The sequence below is a fragment of the Alkalibacterium psychrotolerans genome (assembly GCF_054784355.1).
In genome coordinates, this window is record NZ_BAAGPH010000044.1 from 20,743 (window position 1) to 40,745 (window position 20,003).

Here is a 20,003-nt window from a genome sequence, read left to right on the forward strand (position 1 = left end):
CTGAGAAGCTGATTTGACAAAACAAAATGTAAACGCATCAAGACTCTGAAATGATGCGATAAAACGAACGATACGAAAATTTTACCTTTTTAACATACGTTTTTTACATAATTAAATCTTGGAACGCGCTTTGGTTTTAATCGAATAGTGAAAATTTCGAACGGCCAGTTACATTAAATTTTTCTCATCTTCAAGTTTCTTGTTCAATTTGTCCGGTATAAGATTTAAGATAGGAAGTGGAAATAGCGAATTGGCAACAGGTAGAAACTGTTTTATTCAGACAGTCCATTCGTGAATTCCTTTGATTATACTTACTAATAAAATGGAGGTTTTTGTGTGGATGCACAGCAAATAGCATTTATATTTTTCGGTGGACTGGGGATTTTCTTATTCGGTCTAAAGTATATGGGAGACGGACTACAAAAATCAGCAGGGGATAGTTTACGTGAAATTCTAAATAAATTTACATCTACTCCACTGAGAGCCATTCTGGCTGGTATATTTGTCACGATTCTTTTTCAAACCAGTACCGGAACGACCGTTTTAACTGTCGGACTCGTTAGTGCCGGCTTTATGAAACTGAAACAGGCAATTGGAGTCATCATGGGTGCCAATATAGGGACCACGGCTACTGCATTCATCATCGGGTTTAACATTGGAGCCTATGCTTTGCCAATTATCGCTATCGGATCAGCCATGTTGTTCTTCTTCAAACGTCCGATTATAAACAACTTAGGTCAGGTTTTCTTCGGGATAGGAACAATCTTTTATGGGTTGAATTTGATGGGTGATGCCATGCGGCCGCTCAGGGACCTGGAAGTGTTCAGGGAAATTATGATTATCCTGTCTGACAGTCCCATCTTAGGTGTTATTGGCGGAACTATTTTAACGTTCATTTTGCAAAGTTCGACCGCTACGATTGGTATTGTACAGGAACTTTATGGACAAGGCAGTATTGAACTTTCAGGCGCTTTAGCCGTTTTATTTGGAAGCAATATCGGTACGACTTTTACAGCAATTATCGCTGCCATTGGAGCGAGTGTCGCAGCTAAACGTTCGTCTGCTTCCCACGTTATCTTTAACCTGGTCGGAACCATAATTGTTCTGCTGATATTCGCACCGTTTACCAATGCGTTAGTTGCTATATCAAGTGCTTTGAACTTAAATCCTGCTATGCAAGTTGCGTTCGCTCACGGAATGTTTAACGTCGTGAACGTTCTTGTTCAAATGTGGTTCATCACTCAGATGGCTGCCCTTGTAACAAAACTTGTTCCTGGAGACGACGCACTGATTGAATACGATGCCTCACATCTGGACTACTCATTGATTACGACTTCTCCAACCATTGCCTTAAATCAGGCTAAACGTGAAATTAATCAAATGGGCGATTTTGTACTCGAAGAATACCGCGAGATGTTCAAGTACTATAAGAATCAGGATGATATCAGTTTGGCTAATACCCTTCAACTGGAAGACGTCGTGAACAAAATTGACACCCATTTGACTGAATACTTGATGCTGATTTCTGTTGAAGATTTGCCAATCAAGAGTTCAACCGAACACTCTCAAATGATGGACATCACCAAGTACCTTGAACGTATTGGTGACCACAGTGAGAATATTACTAACAACATTAAAGAAGCTGTACGTGCCCACAAAAAACAATCTAAGGGCAGTAAGAATGGAAAAGATAAGGAAAGTGAAAAGATTTTCTACGACGAAGATCTTATTGCTCTGTTCCATTTAGTTGAACAGAACATTCAGGATGCTGTCCGTTCATTTACAGAAGACAGCTACTCTCTTGCCGGAAGTGTAATCAAGCGCGAGAAGGAAGTCAATCGTCTTGAAAACGAAATTCGTATCAAGTATATTGACAGGCTGAACTCAGGTGTCGGTTTGCCTTCTGACGGAATTCTATTTGTAGATATCGTATCCAACCTGGAACGTATGTCCGATCACTCAGCTAAGATTGCGAAGCACTCTCTGGGAATCCGCTACCCATTCCAGCATCAGAACCGTACGCCAAGACACGGTCAGCCTAAAGAACTGACTGACGGCATTGAAATTCCTGGTAATTAATTGACTAATTAAAAAAGCTCCGATTCAGTTGGTTTAAACGACTGAATGGGAGCTTTTTAAAGTTATAATGAGTGGGGTGACGCGTTAAATATTATTGAAACGTATTGGTCAGCGTCCCTACCTGATCGATAGTGATGGATACGTGATCACCCGGTTTGAGCCAGGTTGGGTTGGATTGTTCGAGTATAACGCCACTCGGTGTACCCGTAAATATCAGGTCACCCGGTTTCAGCGTCATGTACTGGCTTGCCTGACTGACAATTTTACCGACAGAAAAAATCATTTCACTTGTTGCACTGTCTTGTACCAGATTGCCATTCAACCAGGTTCGTATACTGAGCTGAGAGATATCCTCAATTTCATCTTTAGTAATGATGGCTGGGCCCGTGGGAGCAAAAAAGTCGAAAGATTTTCCGATTAACCACTGAGAGCTTTGAAACTGGAGCTGGCGTTCGCTTACATCATTTCCAACTGAGAAGCCGAAGATGCCGGTTTCTGCTTCTTTTTCGCAGACGCCGCTCATTTCTTTACCAATGACAATAACCAGTTCCCCTTCATAATCGACTTTCTGATAGGCAGGGGGCAGAGGAATCGTCTGGTTGTGTGCAGCTAATGCGTTGGCAAATTTACTGAAGAAAACTGGACTGGTCGGCACATCGCCGCCGGTCGCTTTAACGTGGTCGACATAATTCTGTCCTACACACAATATTTTTTCTGGCTTTTTGACTATGGGAAGTAAGGTAATAGACTTGTCAAATAAGGTATAAGGTTCCATTGTAAGGTGAAGTTCCTCGGCTCGGCTGAAGACATCTTCTATTTGTTCAAGACATATCTCAGCATTTTCAAGAAGTTTCTCCATCGTTTGAGGAACACTGCAGTTGAGATGATCGGCTAATTTGCTGATAGCAATAACACCTTTTTCAGATTGTACACCTAACTTTTCCGTAGAGCGGTCGTCATTAAAATAGCGTACAAGTTTCATGATCATTTCTCCTTTGTTTATGCTAGTTAGATTATAAGGGAAATATGAGGATATAACAAAAATAAGGATTGTTATATTCAACACAAATTATTAACTTGTGCTGTCAGTCTGTTTTTAGTAAACTTATGGAACAAGATAGAGTCAACATAGTGGAGGAATATAAAATGAGTAAGCGAAATAAGAACATCGAAGTGGAGATTAACGAAGTAGCCGGTTCAAGTAAAAACACAACTGAACTGGAACTGCTTGTAAGAAAAAAAGTTATCGGAAGAGTGTATCATCAAGAAGAAGGCTCCGTGACCGTGGAATTTAAATCCGGCAAAAAACGGACTGCGCATTCGGTTGATGAGGGCATCCAGCTGATTATTGAAGAATACAATTTACACGACGAATAATAGGAAGGCCGGGCAGAGGGTTAATCTGTCCGGTCTTTTTGAATGCTTATGAATAGGGAAGACCTGCTGTATTATGGTAAGATTGAAGAAAGATTAGGTGATAGATAAGGTGGGATACTGTGGAAAAAGTTGAAAAACTGGAAAAGAAAATACCTTTTAAAGATAGGCTGGCAAGGCTGATACCTATTCTTCAGTCAAATTGGGAAAGAGCAACGGTGAATCAGAGTGGTGCAGAGATGGCATTCTTTATTCTGCTGTCGCTATTCCCCCTTTTACTGGTGATAGCCAATATCATTCCTTTACTGCCGCTTGAAACAAATGAAGTACTGGCGCTGGTGGCGGATTTCGTACCCCAGGACATATTTAATGTAATTGAACCGATTCTCGAAGGCTATCTGGAAAGTGCCAGTGGGGGATTCATTTCCTTCGGGTTGCTGACGGCTATCTGGTCAGCAAGTAAAGTGATTACCATTCTCAGACGTGTACTGGATGATGTCTATGGGTCTGTTCAGAAGAAAAACGTTATTGTGGGACGGATATTATCGCTTTTTGTCATGATCGGGATTCTGCTGATTATTGGTGCTGCGATATTTGTATTTGTATTCGGCGAAGCCATCCTGGGATTCATTCAAAACGCAGTCGGCTTTGATATTCCCTTTATTCAGGAATTCCTGCTGCTGAGATGGGTAATCCTGCTGGTTATTCTATTTGCAGTATTGCTGGTAGTCTTCCGGTTTGTACCCAACCATCATTTGACGTTCAGATATTCGTATCAAGGAGCAATTTTCTCAACTATTGGCTGGATGCTTTTGACCCAAGGGTTTTCGATATACTTATCTCTTGCAAGTGATGATGCGCTGACCAATGCAACCTTTGGTGGTTTTCTGGCCTTGATGCTGTTCCTGTATTTCTCAAGTATAGTCATCCTGCTGGGTGCCTTACTCAATGCCATTATTTTTGAATGGAAAAATCATATGTCTGTTCCTGAATATGAAGCAGCCAAACGTAATGAGAAAAAAATGCAGGATTCAGATTGGACAGGCTATCCGAGTGAAGCCGAAACGGTAATTCTGAAGCGCAAGCTGTTTAAAGTAAACAAGCTGAAAGAAAAAGAACAGGAAGAATGGGACCAGATCGGTCAGGATCTGAAGGATGACTAATCTGTTTATCCAAAAATAGGACTAAGAGGAATCAGCTAATTGATTCCTCTTTTTTCTTTTAGGAAAGTGGTCTATAATGAAAAGAGAATACAAGGAGGAAGGCTATGGATTTTTATTGTCATCCGCGCTGCTCGACATGCAAAAAGGCAAAAGCTTTTTTAGACGAGCACGCCGTTCATTATGAAGAAAAAAACTTACTTGAAGAATCTCTTGATAAAGAGAGCTGGCTTCAGATATTATCTCAAACTGACCGCACACTGAAATCGTTCTTTAATACAAGCGGGAATGTTTATAGAGAAAACAATCTGAAAGACAAATTACCTGACATGACAACAGAAGAAGCTGCAGAGTGGCTATCCTCCAACGGAATGGTCGTTAAGCGCCCGTTTGCCATATCGGGAAATGTCTACACATCTGGTTTCAAGGCAGAAGAATACGAGCGAGTCTGGGTAAATAAAGGAGAAAGAGTATGACGATTAAGTACCATCCGAATGGATTATGGTTTGAGCAGACTGGAGAAAGTGACTACCGCATCGGCTTATCCGAAAAAGGACAGGATGATGTAGGTGAAGTGATGTTTGCCGAGTTAAGCGCTGCTCCCGGAGAGCTTTTAAAAGGAGAGCCCATTGTAAATGTAGAAGGAGCAAAAGCAGTAACGGAACTGACTGCACCCTTTGATTTGACTGTTACAGCAGTAAACGAGGAAATCGAAGATTCACCCGAACTGTTGAATGCAACAGACAGAATGAAAAACTGGCTGCTGGATATTTCCGGTTTTTCAAAAGAGGCGTTTAACAGTTTGAAGAATGAAGCATTTGAAGAATAAAGAAAGGAGTGACGTTTATGCCAATCGTACACGTTGACATGCTTGAAGGCCGTTCAAAAGACCAGAAAGAGAACTTGATCAAAGATATGGTAAAGGCTGTTGAGACACATACCGGTGCACCGAAAGAAGCCGTTACCGTCATCATCAATGAGATAAAGAAAGAAAACATTGCCACAAAAGGCAATTACCACGGATAATAATATCCTGCTCAATAGGATAAACGAAACGATAAAATATTTTTAACACTACAATCGACTCATCGGGGGAGCATATAAGCTGAGAAAGGTAAGACCTGACCCGTGACCTGACCTAGTTAGTGCTAGCGGAGGCAAGATGACTAAAAGGAAACGTCTGTCCAGGCAGACGTTCAACTCCACTTCCACTATTTTAGTGGGAGTTTTTTGTTTTCCAGTAGATATTAAATGAAGTACCATTAACTGACAATTATTATCAGCTAAACATAGAAAGGACAAACCAATGACTCAGATACCACAAGTTTTAACCATTGCAGGCAGTGACAGCGGAGGAGGAGCGGGAATACAAGCGGATCTCAAGACATTTCAGGAACGGGATGTTTTCGGTTTATCCGTCATTACGGCAGTCACAGCACAAAATACACTGGGGGTTCAAGCTGTACACCCGGTACCAGTAGAGTCTGTCCGTGACCAGTGGGAAGCCGTTTTTTCAGACTTTACAATATCTGCCATCAAGACGGGCATGCTGGTCAATGGCGATTATATGAAGCTAATCAGTGAAGTCTACAGTAACGTTTTTTCAGTTCCTCTCGTTATCGATCCGGTCATGATAGCAAAAGGTGGGCATTCTCTGATGGAAGAAACAGCCATTCAAGTGATGAAAGATACCCTCGCGCCTTTAGCTCATGTCATCACACCCAACATCCCTGAAGCGGAGGCATTAACGGGAATAAAGATTGAAGCCAAAGAAGACATGCTTAAAGCAGCACAGCAGCTCCGGGATAAGGGAAGCAAAAATATTGTCATTAAAGGCGGCCATGCAGTCGACAAGGAAAAGGCAGAAGATTTGCTGCTGCTGGAAAACGGTGAAGTAATCTGGTTGAGTACAGAGCGCATAGATACAAAAGACACACATGGGACCGGCTGTACTTTTTCAGCCTGTATTGCCGCGGAGCTTGGGAAAGGCCAATCAGTTGAAGAAGCCGTCAGAACAGCTAAAGCTTATATACAGGCAGCGATTAAACACGGTCTGGACATCGGACACGGTCATGGGCCGACGAACCATTGGGCTTATAGAAAGGAAAAGCAATGAAAGACACTATAAAAGAAAAACTCTCCCTTTATTTTATTGCCGGTACACAGGATTGTAAGGGGCGAACACTGCAGACAATTCTTGAAGAAGCGCTGCAGGCAGGTATTACCTGCTTTCAGTTTAGAGAAAAAGGATTGGGCAGTTTAGAGAATCAGCCAAAAGAATACAGACTGATGGCTCAAACGTGCCAGCTTCTCTGTAGACAGTATGGGGTCCCATTTATTGTAAATGATGACATCAAACTGGCTCAGGAACTTAAGGCTGATGGGATACACGTTGGGCAGGGTGATACACCAGTAGAGGAAGTTATCCGAGAGTGTGGCGAAGACTATATTATTGGACTCTCGACTAACTCTGTTGAAGAGTACCGAGCGGCTGAAAAAGTCAGTGGTCTGGATTATGCAGGAATCGGTCCAGCATTTATACCACGCTCTAAAGCGGATCACGAGGATGTGATTGGTCTGGAAGGCATAAGACAAGGAATGCACAATCATACATTGCCGGCTGTTGCTATTGGAGGGATTGACTTGTCCAATGCAGCTGAAGTCAGACAAACTGGAGTGGACGGCATAGCGGTAGTGTCAGCCATCGCTTCTGCACCTTCCGTAAGAGAGGCTGTCGAAGGATTAAAATAAGGTCAAATGTATGAGCCTTACAGCTTAGGTGAGAAAGCTGCAGCAATTACTGTAGAAAAACTGAAACGCTAAAGATTTCGAAGCTTAAATTATCCCTTCAATAAAAATGCATGTCTCGTTCGTCTTCTGATTAAAGAAGCAGCGGACAGAATGCATTTTTATTTTCCCATACATATTAGCCCGCTCTCATGGAGACTCGAGTAATGGTTTAGCGCGAGAATGAACGTTAATTCGCTTATGTGCAGACTCGAGTGTTTTCATCGTCCGAGAATAAAGGCTAGTTTCTTTACGATCAAACTCAATCAGTTTTATAAGACGACTGCAAACGCTAAATCGTTTACGTGCATACTCAAGTCAATTTATTGCTGTGAGTTGACCCGCTATAAGGATAGCAGTATACAGTCTCTTATGGTCACACATTAAATTAAGCACACTGTCTAACAGGAGAACAGCTTACTCTAGTCAGTATGAAGTGTTATTTTACGTTAAATAATGTAAAATGAAAGGGTAAGTTACAGAGAATGTGGGGAAATCAGATGAAAAAAGGAAAAACAGCGCAGTTAAAACAGGCTGTCAAACTAGCTGGAGGGCTGGTCGGTCTATATGTGCTTTATTTTATTGCTGGAGCAGTGGTGTTTCCAGTATTAAGTACGCCGCCAGATCTGGTAGAAAGAGAAGTGGAATTTTACGAAACAGAGGAACGAGTCGCTTTACTGGAATACGGTCTGGAGGCCTTCGGTGCCCGAATGGACATTATTGATCAGGCAGAAAAGTCAATTGAGGTATCCTATTTCTATATGGAAGATGGCGAAAGTGTGCAGCTTTTTTATTCTTACATAATGGCGGCTGCCGACCGCGGGGTTGAAGTACGCTATCTACTGGATGGTCTGTTCCATGGTGTACGTGGCGAAGATCGTGATGTGCTGCGCGCGTTTAATGATCACCCTAATATTGAGCTGAAATTATATGAACCGGTCGCTTCGGTATTTATTGCCCCGTGGCGACTGAATAACCGCCTGCATGATAAGCTGCTGATTGTCGATGGGGAATATGCGATTGTCGGCGGACGTAATGTCGGCGATTTGTATTACGAAAGAACCGGAGAAGACGTCGGGTATTCCTATGACAGGGATGTGCTTCTCGTCAAGCCGGAAGAAGCAGATAATGTATTGATAGAACAGATGCGTTCTTACTATACTGACCTGTTCGAAAGTGACTATGCATACAGCCAGGATACCCGCACGCTCTTTGGCTGGGAACAGAATAGAGCGGAAGAGCAGTATAATGAGCTGATTGAAACCTATGAGGAGCACCAGAGAGAACTGGCAGAACGAGAGTACACCAGTAATCTGGAAAGCTGGGAAGCGCGGTCGGTTGAAGTTAACAGCGGCTTTTTCACTCATAACNCACCTTGGGTTATTCCGGACCGACATATGCGGCGTCATCTCGAGGAAGCGGATATCTCTATAAGTGAGGGAACGATTCTGACGAATGGTATGTCCACGAATTCCAACACTGTAGCGCAGGCAGGAACAGAAAATAGACGTCAATTTTTTGTAGATTCATTTCTGGACTATCATGAATACCAGCCGAAAGAGTCGTCACTTCATATGAAGACAATGGTGGTGGATGAACAAATCAGCGCAGTGGGTGCCTTTAACTTTGATGCCAGAAGTACCTGGTTGAGTACCGAGTCAATGATTGTTTTGGACAGTGAAGAACTGGCCCGGCAGATTCTCGATGAGGCAGAGGAAAGTTATCTGAAGAAAAGTGTCCGCTTTGATGCTGATGGATCCAAGGTGCCCGGTGAAAAGACAGATGTAAAAGATGCTGTCTGGAGGCAGCGTATCCTCATACCTGCTCTCAGACCACTGGCCTGGATGCTGGAGAGTCTACTTTAACAACAGAATAAAAACCAAGCAATCACACAGCCTTTTAGTGCAGAACAGTCATCCGATTTATAGTCGGGTGGCTGTTTTTTATAGATAATAATTTTTATAATCTAGTAATCGCTTTGCTTTAGGCTTTTTCCAGAAATATCAAGCAAAAAGCGAAAGAAAACTTGATTAACATTCTCAATTAGACTAAAATTAAACACTGTAAGCATGACAGTTAAATTAGAAAGTTTAGCCGTCAATGCTCAAAAAAATACAAGTAGAAAAGGAAGGTACATAATGGCCGTATTAGAAATCAAGAACCTACATGTATCCATTGAGGACAAAGAAATTCTTAAAGGTGTTAACCTTAAAATGCAGACAGGTGAAATCCATGCAATCATGGGACCAAACGGAACAGGGAAATCTACCTTGTCAGCCGCTATCATGGGTCACCCAAGTTATGAAGTAACAGAAGGTGAAGTACTTTTAGACGGAGAAAACGTTTTGGAGATGGAAGTCGACGAACGTGCACGTGCCGGTCTATTCTTAGCTGTACAGTACCCAAGTGAAATTGCTGGGATTACAAACGCTGAATTCATGCGTGCAGCAATCAACTCAAGAAGAGATGAAGACGACAAAATGGGCGTTATGGACTTCATTAATAAGCTCGATGAAAAAATGGCTGTTCTGGACATGCCGGAAGAAATGGCTGAACGTTATCTGAATGAAGGATTCTCCGGTGGAGAGAAGAAACGTAACGAAATTCTTCAGTTAATGATGATTGAACCAACTTTTGCCATTCTGGATGAAATTGACTCAGGACTGGATATTGACGCCCTGCAAGTTGTTTCAACAGGCGTAAACGCGATGCGTGGAGAAGGCTTCGGCTCACTCATCATCACGCACTATCAGCGTTTGTTAAACTACATTACACCAGACGTGGTTCACATCATGATGGATGGACGCGTAGTCAAAACTGGTGGAGCAGAGCTTGCTAAGCAGCTTGAAGCCGAAGGATATAAAGGTCTAATGGAAGAATTAGGATTAGACATTGAAATAGAAGAAGACTAATTTTTGAGGAGGCCCTGACTTATGGCAACAAAGACGAAAGATTTTGTAAGTTACAGCGATGCATTAAAAGCCTTCTCTAAAGGACTACAAGAACCTGAGTGGATGCTTGAAATGCGTCTGAGCGCACTGGAACAAATAGACAACCTGGAATTGCCGGTAATCGAGCGATTGAGATACAACCGCTGGCCACTTTGGCAAGTACCGAACCTAACGGGCGCACCCGCTGCCAAGACTGTCGACCCCTTTGAATTTGTGGAAGACAAGGCAGATGCAGCACGCGTAATTCAGACAGGAAACGAAACAGTGATTGAAACATTACCAGAATCGCTGAAAGAAAAAGGGGTTATCTTTACTGATCTGCATACCGCACTCAGAGAGCACCCGGATTTGGTTAAAGAAGCCTACATGGCTAAAGCAATCAAGCCAGAAAGCAACAAAATTACCGCTTTCCACGCTGCTTTTATGAACTCCGGACTATTTTTATATGTACCAAAAAATCTGGAAATTGAAGAGCCGCTGGAAGCTGTATTCATTCAAAATAGTTTGGTTGAAGATTCCTTTGTGAAGCACGTTCTGATTTATGCAGACACGCATTCAAACTTTAACTATGTTGAAAAATTCATGACTAAAGGTGACGAAAAGAACTCGGCAAATATTGCTGTAGAAGTCGTAACGAAACCTGGCGCACAAGTGAAATTCAGCGCGGTCGATCAGTTAGGGTTGAACTCAACCGTTTACTTTAACCGTAAAGGCTATACACACAGAGATTCCACGATTGACTGGGCTATTGGTGTGATGAACTCTGGTAACGTTGTCTGTGACTTTGATACAGACCTCGTTGGTGAAGGTTCATCAACCGATTTGAAAGCTGTTGGAATCAGCAGCGGCCGTCAAACTCAAGTTATCGATTCAAACGTCGTTAACTACGGAAACAATACGGAAGGAAACATCTTCCAGCACGGCGTTATTTTAGACCGTGCAACCTTGACCTTTAACGGAATCGGACACATTGTCAAAGGCGCAAAAGGAGCAGATGCTCAGCAGGAGTCACGCGTCTTAATGCTGTCTGATAAAGCCCGCGGCGATGCGAACCCTATTTTGTTAATTCAGGAAAACGAAGTAACAGCGGGACACGCGGCCAGTGTAGGACGTGTGGATCCGGAAGAAATGTACTATTTAATGAGCAGAGGAATTGAACAATCCGAGGCAGAACGATTGGTTATTCGTGGCTTCTTAGGTAAAGTAATTTCTGCGATACCGATGAAGAGCATGCGTGACGACCTCGTTCACACAATCGAAAGGAAGCTGACCTCCAGATGACCGTGCCATATGAAGAGCTGAAAAAAGACTTTAAAATCTTGGATCAGCACGTCAATGATGAGCCGTTAGTTTATCTAGACAATGCCGCAACCACTCAGAAGCCTGAAGCCGTCCTGAAAGCAGTTGAGGCGTACTACCAAACCTCCAATGCCAATGTGCACCGAGGTGTGCATACGCTGGCGGAAAGGGCCACCACGCAATTTGAAGGGGCTCGTGAAAAAGTCCGTCGCTTCATCAATGCGCCGGAGACAGCCGAAGTTCTGTTAACGAGAGGAACAACAACCAGTCTGAACTGGCTTGCTGAGAGTCTGGGCAACCTGGTCGTTATGCCTGGCGATGAAATCGTGATTTCCTTTATGGAACATCACTCCAACATCATCCCGTGGCAGCAGCTTGCCAAACGTAAGGGAGCGATACTGAAATATATCGAACTCACTGACGAAGGCATGCTGGATTGGGAAGATTTGGAAAACAAGATTACCGACAAGACAAAAATTGTCTCCCTGGCGCATGTCTCAAATGTGCTGGGTGTTGTGAATCCGATTAGAAAAATTGCTGACTATGTCCATAGTAAAGGCGGCTTGCTGGTGGTGGATGGTGCACAAGCTGTCCCGCACATGCCTGTTGACGTTCAGGAACTGGATGCTGACTTCTATGCCTTTAGTGGCCACAAAATGATGGCTCCGACGGGTATTGGTGTGCTTTACGGCAAGCGTCAGTGGCTGGAACAGATGGAACCTGTCGAGTATGGCGGCGAAATGATTGACTTTGTCGAACTGCTGGACAGCACCTGGAAAGAACTGCCTTGGAAATTTGAAGCCGGTACGCCAAATATTTCCGGTGCGATTGGCTTAGGTGCTGCCATTGATTACTTGGAAAATATCGGCATGAGTGAGATAATGGACCATGAACAAAATCTGGTGGCGTACTTGATGCCGAAGCTGGAGGAAATTGAAGGTCTGACACTGTTCGGTCCGCACAAAGCCGAAGACCGTACAGGTGTGATTGCCTTTAACATTGACGGTGTTCACCCGCATGACGTTGCCACGGCAATGGATATGGAAGGGGTCGCTGTCAGAGCAGGCCATCATTGTGCCCAGCCTTTGATGAACTACCTGAATCAGCCTGCAACAGCTCGTGCAAGTTTTTACTTGTACAACACCTTAGCTGATGCAGACAAATTCGTAGAGGCACTGAAAGCCACGAAGGAGTTTTTCTTACATGGCCTTGACTAAATTAGATCAGTTATATCGCGCAGTGATTCTGGACCACTCCAAGCATCCGAGAAAGCAGGGGGTGCTGGACGAAGCGACCACTCAAATCGAATTGAAAAATCCGACATGTGGGGACGTTATCCAGGTTCAACTCGCTATTGAAGACAATAAAATTAAAGATGTCCGTTTTGACGGCAGTGGCTGTACCATTTCCATGTCCAGTGCCAGTATGATGACCGAAGCCATTCTCGGCAAGACTGTTGAAGAAGCATTAATGCTGGCTGACGAATTTTCAGGTGTGGTTCAGGGAAAAGAAGCCGTTCACCAAAAGGAACTGGGCGATGCGATGATGCTTTCAGGCGTCTCCAAATTCCCGGCCCGCATCAAATGTGCAACTTTGTCCTGGAAGGCGCTTGAAAAAGCTCTGGAAACGGACGGCACTGGCGTAGACGGACAACTCAAACACGACTAAATCAGCAAAAAGGCTGAATTGAATGTAGAGAAACATGTAGGAAAGGGGAAAGTTACATGACTCAAGTACCAGAAAAAAATGAATACAAGTACGGCTTCCATGATGATGTCGAGTCAGTTTATGATACGGGTAAAGGGTTGAACGAAGATATTATCCGTGACATTTCTGCTCGTAAAGAAGAACCTGAGTGGATGCTGGACTACCGTATGAAATCCTATGAGCACTATAAATCCCGTCCAATGCCGGAGTGGGGAGCTGACTTGTCAGATGTCGATTTCGACAACTATACGTACTACCGTAAAGCAAGTGATGCACCTGCCCGCAGCTGGGATGATGTGCCTGATAAAATTAAAGAAACCTTTGACCGTCTAGGTGTTCCAGAAGCGGAACGTCAATTCCTTGCGGGATCAGGGGCTCAGTATGAATCAGAAGTGGTTTACCACAACATGAAAGAGGAATTCGAGAAGCTGGGTATCGTCTTTACTGATACCGATACAGCTTTGAAAGAATACCCTAAAATCTTTAAAGAGCATTTTGGGACTGTTGTACCACCAACTGACAACAAGCTGGCTGCACTGAACTCTTCAGTCTGGTCTGGTGGAACTTTCATTTACGTCCCTAAAGGCGTTAAATGTGATGTTCCCCTGCAGATGTATTTCCGTATCAACAACGAAATGATGGGTCAGTTCGAGCGTACCCTGATTGTTGTAGACGAAGGCGCAAGTGTCCACTACGTTGAAGGGTGTACCGCACCGACATTCTCATCCAGCTCGCTTCACGCAGCGGTTGTAGAAATCATCGTTAAAAAAGACGCTTACTGCCGTTACACGACTATCCAGAACTGGTCAGATAACGTGTACAACTTGGTTACAAAACGTGCTCACGCTGCAGAAGGCGCAACGGTTGAATGGATTGACGGTAACCTTGGTGCCAAAACAACCATGAAATACCCAAGTATCCACTTGAACGGACGCGGCGCGCGTGGGACAACCATGTCCATCGCTATGGCCGGAGAAGGACAAGTTCAGGATACTGGTGCTAAAATGATTCACAATGCACCGAACACATCCAGTTCAATCGTCTCCAAATCCATCGCTAAAGATGGCGGAGCCGTAAACTACCGTGGACAAGTTACCTTCGGAAAAGATTCTGCCGGTTCCATTTCCCACATCGAGTGTGACACCATCATTATGGATGAACTGTCGTCATCAGATACCATTCCATTCAATGAGATTCACAACTCAAACGTGGCACTGGAACACGAAGCGAAAGTTTCGAAGATTTCTGAAGAACAGCTTTACTACTTGATGAGTAGAGGACTCGACGAAGAAACCGCGACAGAAATGATTGTCATGGGCTTTGTTGAACCCTTTACCAAAGAACTCCCAATGGAATACGCCGTTGAACTTAACCGTCTCATTTCTTATGAGATGGAAGGGTCAGTGGGTTAATAGTTATAAGGAAGCGAAGATGTAAAAGTCTTCGCTTCTTTTTTATTTAATAAATAGTTACCTTGTATTTACAAGACCTGCTGATATAATGAACTTGAAACCAGCAGAGAGGGTGAACTGAGATGAAAGCTATAAAACAAGGAAATGCAATTGTTTTGACTGTCCCAACAAAATTCAATATTGAACCCCATCAGGAATTTGTGGCAATTAAAGGTGAAATGGGCAGTATCACCTTTGTTCCAAAAGTGGAGAATATATTTAAACAAGCTTTGGATAAGGATGAAGACCTTCGATTTGATGATGAGTTTGAAGAGGATAAAGAGTTAGTCGGAAGAGAAGAAGACTGATATTGATGACTCAAATCGTCAGCAGTATATTCTCTTTTGATGACTTGATGGGTGACTGACGGATAATGAAGTAAAAGCATGGCACCCATTCTTTTTGAATGTTGGTCGTGCTTTTTTGACAGCTATTTAAAATTATAATCTCACACCTTGCATTAAATGGTATACTTGAAAACGAACGAGGGAAGCTTTCACATTGTCAGCCTAAATAGACTTTCCTAGCAAGGGGGATTTATGTTTTATTTATTTTTAGCTGTCTTATGCAGTGCATCAATTGGCCTTATTTTTAAATACACGGAAACGAGCAATACCAATCGTTATGTCATTACCAGCTCAAACTACTTTATTGCCTTTATGACGAGTTTATTTATGATTTTTTATCAGGGTTTGTTGACTGGGGTGAGTAGAGAAACAGCTTTTACTGAAGAAGTCAGCTTAATGCTGGGGAATAATCAGTATCTACTGAGTCCTTTTTCCAGTATTGTCTGGGGAGTCAGCGTGGGAGCCTTGGCTGGTGTGTTCTTCTTTCTTTCCTTTATTTTTTACCAGAAAAGTGTGAAAGATAATGGGGTAGGCATATCGGGGACATTTGGCAAGCTGGGCATTCTTATTCCAATGATTTTCTCCATCATTATCTGGAGAGAGTATCCAACGTCGATTCAGTGGGTGGGGATTGTATTATCTATGATTTCCATCGTGGTGGTTAACTTATCGAAACAGTCTATTAAAAAGTTCGATTTCAAGCCGACTGTTCTGTTGTTGTTTGTCTTCGGGGGAATGGCAGAGTTTTCCAATAAAATTTATCAGCAGTATGCCTTGAATGATTACAAAGATATCTTTCTCTTCACCATATTTTTTGTCGCCTTTATTATCAGTGTAACCTATACAGCGAACAAAAAAGTAAAGGTAACAAAAAAAGATATCCTGACCGGTTTTATGGTAGGAATTCCGAATCTCTTTTCCTCTTACTTTTTGATTATGTCACTGGAGACGGTCAGGACCTCGGTCGCTTTCCCGATCTATAGTGCCGGCAGCATTGTGCTGATAAATCTAGGGGGACTGCTCATTTATAGAGAAACGCTTGCCCGGAAGAATCAGGTTGCTATAGCCATGACGATTATTGCTCTCATCCTTATTAATGCATAATAAAAGCGTAGAGTCTAAATCAGCTCTACGCTTTTACCTTTATAAATTATTTAATGTCTTTATACTCAGCGTCCAGGCCACGCTTGACGGCAGGTCGTTCACCGACCCGGTCAGCCCATGCTTTCAGGTTAGTATACTCATCTGCCTTTAGGAATGTAGCTGCATCGCCGTACAAGGCGCCTTGAACAAGACGGCCGTACCATGGCCAGATTGCCATATCGGCTATGGAGTACTCGGCACCGTTGATGTAATCTTTGTCTGCCAGGTGTCTGTCTAAAAGATCCAGCTGGCGTTTTGTTTCCATCGTGAAGCGGTTGATTGGATACTCCTGCTTAGTCGGTGCATAAGCGTAAAAGTGACCGAAGCCGCCGCCGACATAAGGAGCTGCACCGGTTTGCCAAAACAGCCAGTTCATCAGTTCCGTTTTTTCAGCCAAATCATGCGGCATGAACTTGTCGAATTTCTCAGCTAAATAAAGCAAGATATTGACGGATTCAAAAACGCGAATCGGTTCATCCTGTGAGTAATCCATCATAGCCGGAATTTTAGAATTAGGATTAATGGAAACAAAATCACTGCCGAACTGATCGCCTTCTCCGATATGAATTTTGTATAAATCATAGTCTGCACCTTCGACACCGGCTTCTTTCAGCTCCTCAAGCATAATGGCCACTTTCTGGCCGTTCGGTGTGCCCAGTGAGTACAACTGGTGAGGGGCGTCTCCAACTGGTAGCTTTTGTTCAAACCGGCTGCCCGCTACCGGCTGATTACCAAATTGGTTCTTTTCATCTTTATCCCATTCCCATACGTTCGGTACTTCATAATCTGACATCGTATCCGCTCCTTCTGTAATATAGTGTCAGTATACTGATTATTTGTTATTGAAACAAGAATTCCACATGACTGGCAACTTTGCTTGAGCAAGTGCAGCATATTATTTAAGAGTTATTCGCATGGTAACGGTCTCTCAGAATTCCCATTGATAAGCTCGTATGATAATCGCCCTGTATAAACAGCTGCTGTTCCTGCTTGCCTTCTACTTTGAAGCCGACTTTTTCATAAATATAGACAGCTTTTTCGTTAAAGTCGACGACATCCAGATTAATTTTATTTAAATTAAGCTGGTAAAAGCCGTAATCAACCGTCCGGCGCACCACTTCTTCAGCGTAGCCTTTTCCTTGGTTCTTAGGATCAACCATAACTGCAAAAACAGCCGTGCGGTGACGTAAGTTGATGTGATGAAGATTGGCATAACCAATGCGGTCTTCATTCACATAAGCAATGAACTGTCTGAGAGAAGGGTCTTTTTGTCGTTCTTCAAAAGTGGCATTGAATTTCTCCCTGTTCATATAAGGTTCGCTGAACCAGAAATCCATGATATCCGGGTTTTTCCACAAGGTCAGCAAGTAGTCGATATCTTCTTTCTCAATTGGTTTTAAATACACTCTCTGTTCCATAAAAATCTCCTCCTGAATTCTATTGTGACTCTCTTTGCATAATCCTTTTAATTGTAGAGCCCACAAGCCTTTATTTCAAGTACGATAGGTAGTGTTGAACTTGCTTTGCACAGTTAAAAGTATATACTAATTGTACGGTGTTTGAGTACCACAATGCCTTAGACGTTTAACAGCTCATTATAATTGTCCCTTGAATGAACTTCTTACATAACTAAATGGAGATGAAAAAAATGATCAACTATAAAGGTTACGCGTTATTGTCTTTATTTTCTGCAGCAGTTGCGTTGGCTATCACATTTATGCTGAAGGCTTCTGTTGGAGTAGGTGCTTTTGACGCAGCTACTCAGTCCTTGTCTGTTCTATCCGGCATTAGAATCGGAACGATTGCTATGAGTTTAAATCTGACATTTGTAATCGGGCAATTTATTATATTGAAGAAAAATTTTGGTTTTACCCGCTTTCTACAAATTCCTTTGAGTATACTGATTGGGATGCTCGTCAATTTTTTCTACTATGATTTGTTTGCGGCCGTTGAGTTTAGCACTTATGCTGGTTCGATGCTGGTTTATATTCTAGCGTTAATTTTGGCTAGTTTTTCTGTCAGCATGGTTATGACCTTAAATCTCGTGACCTTTCCAATCGAAAGTCTTTGCCTGGCCTTAACAAAAAAATTACCAATTAAATTCGCAGTTATCAGACAACTAGCGGACATTCTGTTCATAGCTGTTTCTGTGGGATTGACCTTTGTCTTTGGCCTGTCACCGGCTGTTAGGGAAGGAACTGTGATTGGCATGCTTCTGTTCAGTCCTCTGATGGGCTTTTTCATCAGCAAAGTTCATCCAGTATTGACCAAAAAAGGAATTGTGGAAGAAGTAAGAGTTTAAATTTTCTTGATGTCTAACTTGTAATCACAAGTCTGAATTCTGTCCTCAAAAAATAAATTTTATTATACTAAAAATAAAAAGGGGACAATCATGGAGAAGAACGAATTAGAAACTAAACTGGCTGAAAGAAAAGACACATTAAAAAAGCTGCGTAGTCAAAACAAGCAAGATGTAGAAGTAGGGACAGGCCCGTATGCTAATGTTGAACTGGATGAAGAAATAGAGCAGCTGGAGCTGGAAATCAATTCACTTGAATCACAATTGAAGGACTCCTAAGGGGGTCTTTTTTTTGATAATGAACAGACGTGCCGATCCGCACGTCTGGACTATCGCAAAGATCTTTATTCAGTTCAAACGATTTACTAAGGAACTCAAGAGAGGGAGGCTTGCGGGTTAAGGGTCTAATGTTTTTTCAGTATTAACTCAGTAATTAAAAACATCTGAGCAAGGGGTCAATAGCCATTACAGCCGTGCTCAAAGATTTTTTTAATCTGAGTGACTGGGCAAAGGGTGTTACACCCGGAACTCATAGTTAAACTTATCTTCAGCTACTGGTCAAAAGAGCTTTCACCGGTAGCTCATTTCGCTAGACACCATGAGTCCCGGGCAACAAGTAGTTCACCCGTAACTCCTCTGATAATCTGAGTTGAGTAGCTGCTCAACCATGAGTGTAGTCGTAAAGAGCTGATCTGAATATAATAAAGCAGTCTGGAATTCTTTAATTTAGCTATAAGACATAATCTTTGCGTGACCGTTTTTTCTCTGTCATAGTGTAAACAAACCAATAAGGAGTTGTAAATAATGTCAGAGGTTAAAGACAAAGCATTGAAGATTATGTCTAAAAATGATGTGGGGGTACTGGCTACAGTCTCGGGAAATAAACCAGTAGCCAGATATATGTCCTTTTACAGCGAAGAATTTGTTTTATATACCATCACGGATAAACGGACAGAAAAAGTGGAAGATATTGAAGAAAATCCACATGCCTTCATTCTTTTAGGGTACACAGAAGGTGTTTTCGATAAGGATTACGTTGAAATAGAGGCAAAAGTGTCGACGACTCAGGATTCAGAAATTATTGACCATGCATGGAATGACTATATGGATAATCAGTATTCTGGAAAAGACGATCCCAATATTCTCGTGCTGAAATTGAGCCCCATTAGTGTCACTTTGAAGGAAAATAAAGGCGAAAAGAGTACGCCTATTGAATTATAAAGCTAGTTAATATTTTAAGTAGAGGAGGAAAGACGGCTGACCGTCTTTCTTCTTTTTAATAGTATAGGAAAGTATAAAGTTTTACCTTTTAGAAAGCCCATCACCTCAATCGCAAGTGACAATCAGTTGATTTGAAAAGAGAGGGATTGTAAGGGTATTATAAACATATGGTAAAGAAAAGAATT

The 20,003-nt window shown here is 42.5% G+C and carries 22 protein-coding genes; 19 read left to right on the plus strand and 3 right to left on the minus strand.

The annotated features are described in order from the left end of the window. Nucleotides 1–336 precede the first annotated feature (336 nt). A complete protein-coding gene (locus ACYVLS_RS07795; RefSeq protein WP_460323288.1) occupies nucleotides 337–2,079 on the plus strand; it encodes a Na/Pi cotransporter family protein in 1,743 nt (580 codons plus the stop codon). A gap of 91 nt (nucleotides 2,080–2,170) precedes the next feature. Here the strand turns inward: ACYVLS_RS07795 and ACYVLS_RS07800 are convergent, their stop codons facing one another. Next, nucleotides 2,171–3,061, minus strand: a complete 891-nt coding sequence (locus ACYVLS_RS07800) for a fumarylacetoacetate hydrolase family protein (RefSeq protein WP_460323290.1) — start codon at nucleotides 3,059–3,061, stop codon at nucleotides 2,171–2,173. A 164-nt stretch (nucleotides 3,062–3,225) separates the two neighbouring features. Between ACYVLS_RS07800 and ACYVLS_RS07805 the strand changes: the two genes are divergently transcribed. The 15 genes from ACYVLS_RS07805 (at nucleotide 3,226) to ACYVLS_RS07875 (ending at nucleotide 16,259) form a co-directional block, all read left to right on the plus strand. Then, a complete protein-coding gene (locus ACYVLS_RS07805) occupies nucleotides 3,226–3,456 on the plus strand; it encodes a DUF2969 family protein (RefSeq protein WP_460323293.1) in 231 nt (76 codons plus the stop codon). Nucleotides 3,457–3,575: 119 nt separating this feature from the next. Next, nucleotides 3,576–4,616 (plus strand): YihY/virulence factor BrkB family protein, encoded by a 1,041-nt coding sequence (locus ACYVLS_RS07810; RefSeq protein WP_460323295.1) that lies wholly within the window; start codon nucleotides 3,576–3,578, stop codon nucleotides 4,614–4,616. A gap of 104 nt (nucleotides 4,617–4,720) precedes the next feature. Beyond that, entirely contained in the window at nucleotides 4,721–5,089 is a 369-nt protein-coding gene (locus ACYVLS_RS07815; RefSeq protein WP_460323297.1) for a Spx/MgsR family RNA polymerase-binding regulatory protein, read from the plus strand. Next, nucleotides 5,086–5,442: a glycine cleavage system H family protein gene (locus ACYVLS_RS07820; protein ID WP_460323300.1), complete on the plus strand. Its 357-nt coding sequence runs from the start codon at nucleotides 5,086–5,088 to the stop codon at nucleotides 5,440–5,442. Before ACYVLS_RS07815 ends, ACYVLS_RS07820 begins: the two co-directional genes overlap by 4 nt. 17 nt (nucleotides 5,443–5,459) lie before the next feature. After that, complete coding sequence (locus ACYVLS_RS07825; protein WP_460323302.1) at nucleotides 5,460–5,639, plus strand: 2-hydroxymuconate tautomerase; 180 nt, start codon at nucleotides 5,460–5,462, stop codon at nucleotides 5,637–5,639. 280 nt (nucleotides 5,640–5,919) lie between these two features. Next, nucleotides 5,920–6,729 carry a bifunctional hydroxymethylpyrimidine kinase/phosphomethylpyrimidine kinase gene (gene thiD / locus ACYVLS_RS07830; RefSeq protein ID WP_460323304.1) on the plus strand — a complete coding sequence of 270 codons (810 nt, stop codon included), beginning with the start codon at nucleotides 5,920–5,922 and terminating at the stop codon, nucleotides 6,727–6,729. Further along, nucleotides 6,726–7,364 (plus strand): thiamine phosphate synthase, encoded by a 639-nt coding sequence (gene thiE, locus ACYVLS_RS07835; RefSeq protein ID WP_460323306.1) that lies wholly within the window; start codon nucleotides 6,726–6,728, stop codon nucleotides 7,362–7,364. The genes thiD and thiE overlap by 4 nt, the downstream gene beginning before the upstream one ends. A 746-nt stretch (nucleotides 7,365–8,110) precedes the next feature. Further along, nucleotides 8,111–9,265, plus strand: coding sequence for a phospholipase D-like domain-containing protein (locus ACYVLS_RS07840; protein ID WP_460323331.1), 1,155 nt, complete (start codon nucleotides 8,111–8,113; stop codon nucleotides 9,263–9,265). 273 nt (nucleotides 9,266–9,538) lie between these two features. Further along, nucleotides 9,539–10,312 carry a Fe-S cluster assembly ATPase SufC gene (gene sufC, locus ACYVLS_RS07845; RefSeq protein ID WP_460323308.1) on the plus strand — a complete coding sequence of 258 codons (774 nt, stop codon included), beginning with the start codon at nucleotides 9,539–9,541 and terminating at the stop codon, nucleotides 10,310–10,312. A 21-nt stretch (nucleotides 10,313–10,333) separates the two neighbouring features. Continuing rightward, nucleotides 10,334–11,632: a Fe-S cluster assembly protein SufD gene (gene sufD / locus ACYVLS_RS07850; RefSeq protein ID WP_460323310.1), complete on the plus strand. Its 1,299-nt coding sequence runs from the start codon at nucleotides 10,334–10,336 to the stop codon at nucleotides 11,630–11,632. After that, entirely contained in the window at nucleotides 11,629–12,867 is a 1,239-nt protein-coding gene (locus tag ACYVLS_RS07855) for a cysteine desulfurase (protein ID WP_460323312.1), read from the plus strand. The genes sufD and ACYVLS_RS07855 overlap by 4 nt, the downstream gene beginning before the upstream one ends. After that, nucleotides 12,854–13,318, plus strand: coding sequence for a Fe-S cluster assembly sulfur transfer protein SufU (sufU, locus tag ACYVLS_RS07860; protein WP_460323314.1), 465 nt, complete (start codon nucleotides 12,854–12,856; stop codon nucleotides 13,316–13,318). The genes ACYVLS_RS07855 and sufU overlap by 14 nt, the downstream gene beginning before the upstream one ends. Nucleotides 13,319–13,374: 56 nt before the next feature. Next, nucleotides 13,375–14,769 carry a Fe-S cluster assembly protein SufB gene (sufB, locus tag ACYVLS_RS07865; RefSeq protein ID WP_460323316.1) on the plus strand — a complete coding sequence of 465 codons (1,395 nt, stop codon included), beginning with the start codon at nucleotides 13,375–13,377 and terminating at the stop codon, nucleotides 14,767–14,769. Nucleotides 14,770–14,891: 122 nt separating this feature from the next. Further along, complete coding sequence (gene mazE / locus ACYVLS_RS07870) at nucleotides 14,892–15,116, plus strand: type II toxin-antitoxin system PemI/MazE family antitoxin (RefSeq protein WP_460323318.1); 225 nt, start codon at nucleotides 14,892–14,894, stop codon at nucleotides 15,114–15,116. A gap of 231 nt (nucleotides 15,117–15,347) precedes the next feature. Then, complete coding sequence (locus ACYVLS_RS07875) at nucleotides 15,348–16,259, plus strand: GRP family sugar transporter (RefSeq protein WP_460323320.1); 912 nt, start codon at nucleotides 15,348–15,350, stop codon at nucleotides 16,257–16,259. A gap of 46 nt (nucleotides 16,260–16,305) precedes the next feature. Here the strand turns inward: ACYVLS_RS07875 and yghU are convergent, their stop codons facing one another. Both yghU and ACYVLS_RS07885 read right to left on the minus strand, forming a co-directional pair. Continuing rightward, the gene (gene yghU, locus ACYVLS_RS07880) at nucleotides 16,306–17,091 is read right to left on the minus strand and encodes a glutathione-dependent disulfide-bond oxidoreductase (protein ID WP_460323322.1); all 786 of its coding nucleotides are present in this window, start codon (nucleotides 17,089–17,091) and stop codon (nucleotides 16,306–16,308) included. Nucleotides 17,092–17,197: 106 nt separating this feature from the next. Continuing rightward, nucleotides 17,198–17,716: a GNAT family N-acetyltransferase gene (locus ACYVLS_RS07885; protein ID WP_460323324.1), complete on the minus strand. Its 519-nt coding sequence runs from the start codon at nucleotides 17,714–17,716 to the stop codon at nucleotides 17,198–17,200. Between the two features lie 230 nt (nucleotides 17,717–17,946). On the opposite strand from ACYVLS_RS07885, the gene ACYVLS_RS07890 reads away from it, so the two are divergent. The 3 genes from ACYVLS_RS07890 to ACYVLS_RS07900 all read left to right on the plus strand — a co-directional run bounded on the left by ACYVLS_RS07890 (nucleotide 17,947) and on the right by ACYVLS_RS07900 (nucleotide 19,818). Further along, nucleotides 17,947–18,600: a YczE/YyaS/YitT family protein gene (locus ACYVLS_RS07890; RefSeq protein WP_460323326.1), complete on the plus strand. Its 654-nt coding sequence runs from the start codon at nucleotides 17,947–17,949 to the stop codon at nucleotides 18,598–18,600. A 90-nt stretch (nucleotides 18,601–18,690) separates the two neighbouring features. Then, the gene (locus tag ACYVLS_RS07895) at nucleotides 18,691–18,876 is read left to right on the plus strand and encodes a hypothetical protein (RefSeq protein ID WP_460323328.1); all 186 of its coding nucleotides are present in this window, start codon (nucleotides 18,691–18,693) and stop codon (nucleotides 18,874–18,876) included. A 525-nt stretch (nucleotides 18,877–19,401) separates the two neighbouring features. Beyond that, nucleotides 19,402–19,818, plus strand: coding sequence for a pyridoxamine 5'-phosphate oxidase family protein (locus tag ACYVLS_RS07900; protein ID WP_460323330.1), 417 nt, complete (start codon nucleotides 19,402–19,404; stop codon nucleotides 19,816–19,818). Nucleotides 19,819–20,003: the final 185 nt, after the last annotated feature.

Bases quoted from the DNA above. Each gene is read 5' to 3' on its own strand.
- sufU (WP_460323314.1), top strand. From the start codon at position 12,854: ATGGCCTTGACTAAATTAGATCAGTTATATCGCGCAGTGATTCTGGAC.
- thiD (WP_460323304.1), top strand. From the start codon at position 5,920: ATGACTCAGATACCACAAGTTTTAACCATTGCAGGCAGTGACAGCGGA.
- sufD (WP_460323310.1), top strand. From the start codon at position 10,334: ATGGCAACAAAGACGAAAGATTTTGTAAGTTACAGCGATGCATTAAAA.
- thiE (WP_460323306.1), top strand. From the start codon at position 6,726: ATGAAAGACACTATAAAAGAAAAACTCTCCCTTTATTTTATTGCCGGT.
- sufC (WP_460323308.1), top strand. From the start codon at position 9,539: ATGGCCGTATTAGAAATCAAGAACCTACATGTATCCATTGAGGACAAA.
- ACYVLS_RS07875 (WP_460323320.1), top strand. From the start codon at position 15,348: ATGTTTTATTTATTTTTAGCTGTCTTATGCAGTGCATCAATTGGCCTT.
- ACYVLS_RS07890 (WP_460323326.1), top strand. From the start codon at position 17,947: ATGATCAACTATAAAGGTTACGCGTTATTGTCTTTATTTTCTGCAGCA.
- ACYVLS_RS07900 (WP_460323330.1), top strand. From the start codon at position 19,402: ATGTCAGAGGTTAAAGACAAAGCATTGAAGATTATGTCTAAAAATGAT.
- yghU (WP_460323322.1), bottom strand. From the start codon at position 17,091: ATGTCAGATTATGAAGTACCGAACGTATGGGAATGGGATAAAGATGAA.
- ACYVLS_RS07815 (WP_460323297.1), top strand. From the start codon at position 4,721: ATGGATTTTTATTGTCATCCGCGCTGCTCGACATGCAAAAAGGCAAAA.
- mazE (WP_460323318.1), top strand. From the start codon at position 14,892: ATGAAAGCTATAAAACAAGGAAATGCAATTGTTTTGACTGTCCCAACA.
- ACYVLS_RS07805 (WP_460323293.1), top strand. From the start codon at position 3,226: ATGAGTAAGCGAAATAAGAACATCGAAGTGGAGATTAACGAAGTAGCC.
- ACYVLS_RS07820 (WP_460323300.1), top strand. From the start codon at position 5,086: ATGACGATTAAGTACCATCCGAATGGATTATGGTTTGAGCAGACTGGA.
- ACYVLS_RS07895 (WP_460323328.1), top strand. From the start codon at position 18,691: ATGGAGAAGAACGAATTAGAAACTAAACTGGCTGAAAGAAAAGACACA.
- ACYVLS_RS07855 (WP_460323312.1), top strand. From the start codon at position 11,629: ATGACCGTGCCATATGAAGAGCTGAAAAAAGACTTTAAAATCTTGGAT.
- ACYVLS_RS07800 (WP_460323290.1), bottom strand. From the start codon at position 3,061: ATGAAACTTGTACGCTATTTTAATGACGACCGCTCTACGGAAAAGTTA.
- sufB (WP_460323316.1), top strand. From the start codon at position 13,375: ATGACTCAAGTACCAGAAAAAAATGAATACAAGTACGGCTTCCATGAT.
- ACYVLS_RS07885 (WP_460323324.1), bottom strand. From the start codon at position 17,716: ATGGAACAGAGAGTGTATTTAAAACCAATTGAGAAAGAAGATATCGAC.
- ACYVLS_RS07825 (WP_460323302.1), top strand. From the start codon at position 5,460: ATGCCAATCGTACACGTTGACATGCTTGAAGGCCGTTCAAAAGACCAG.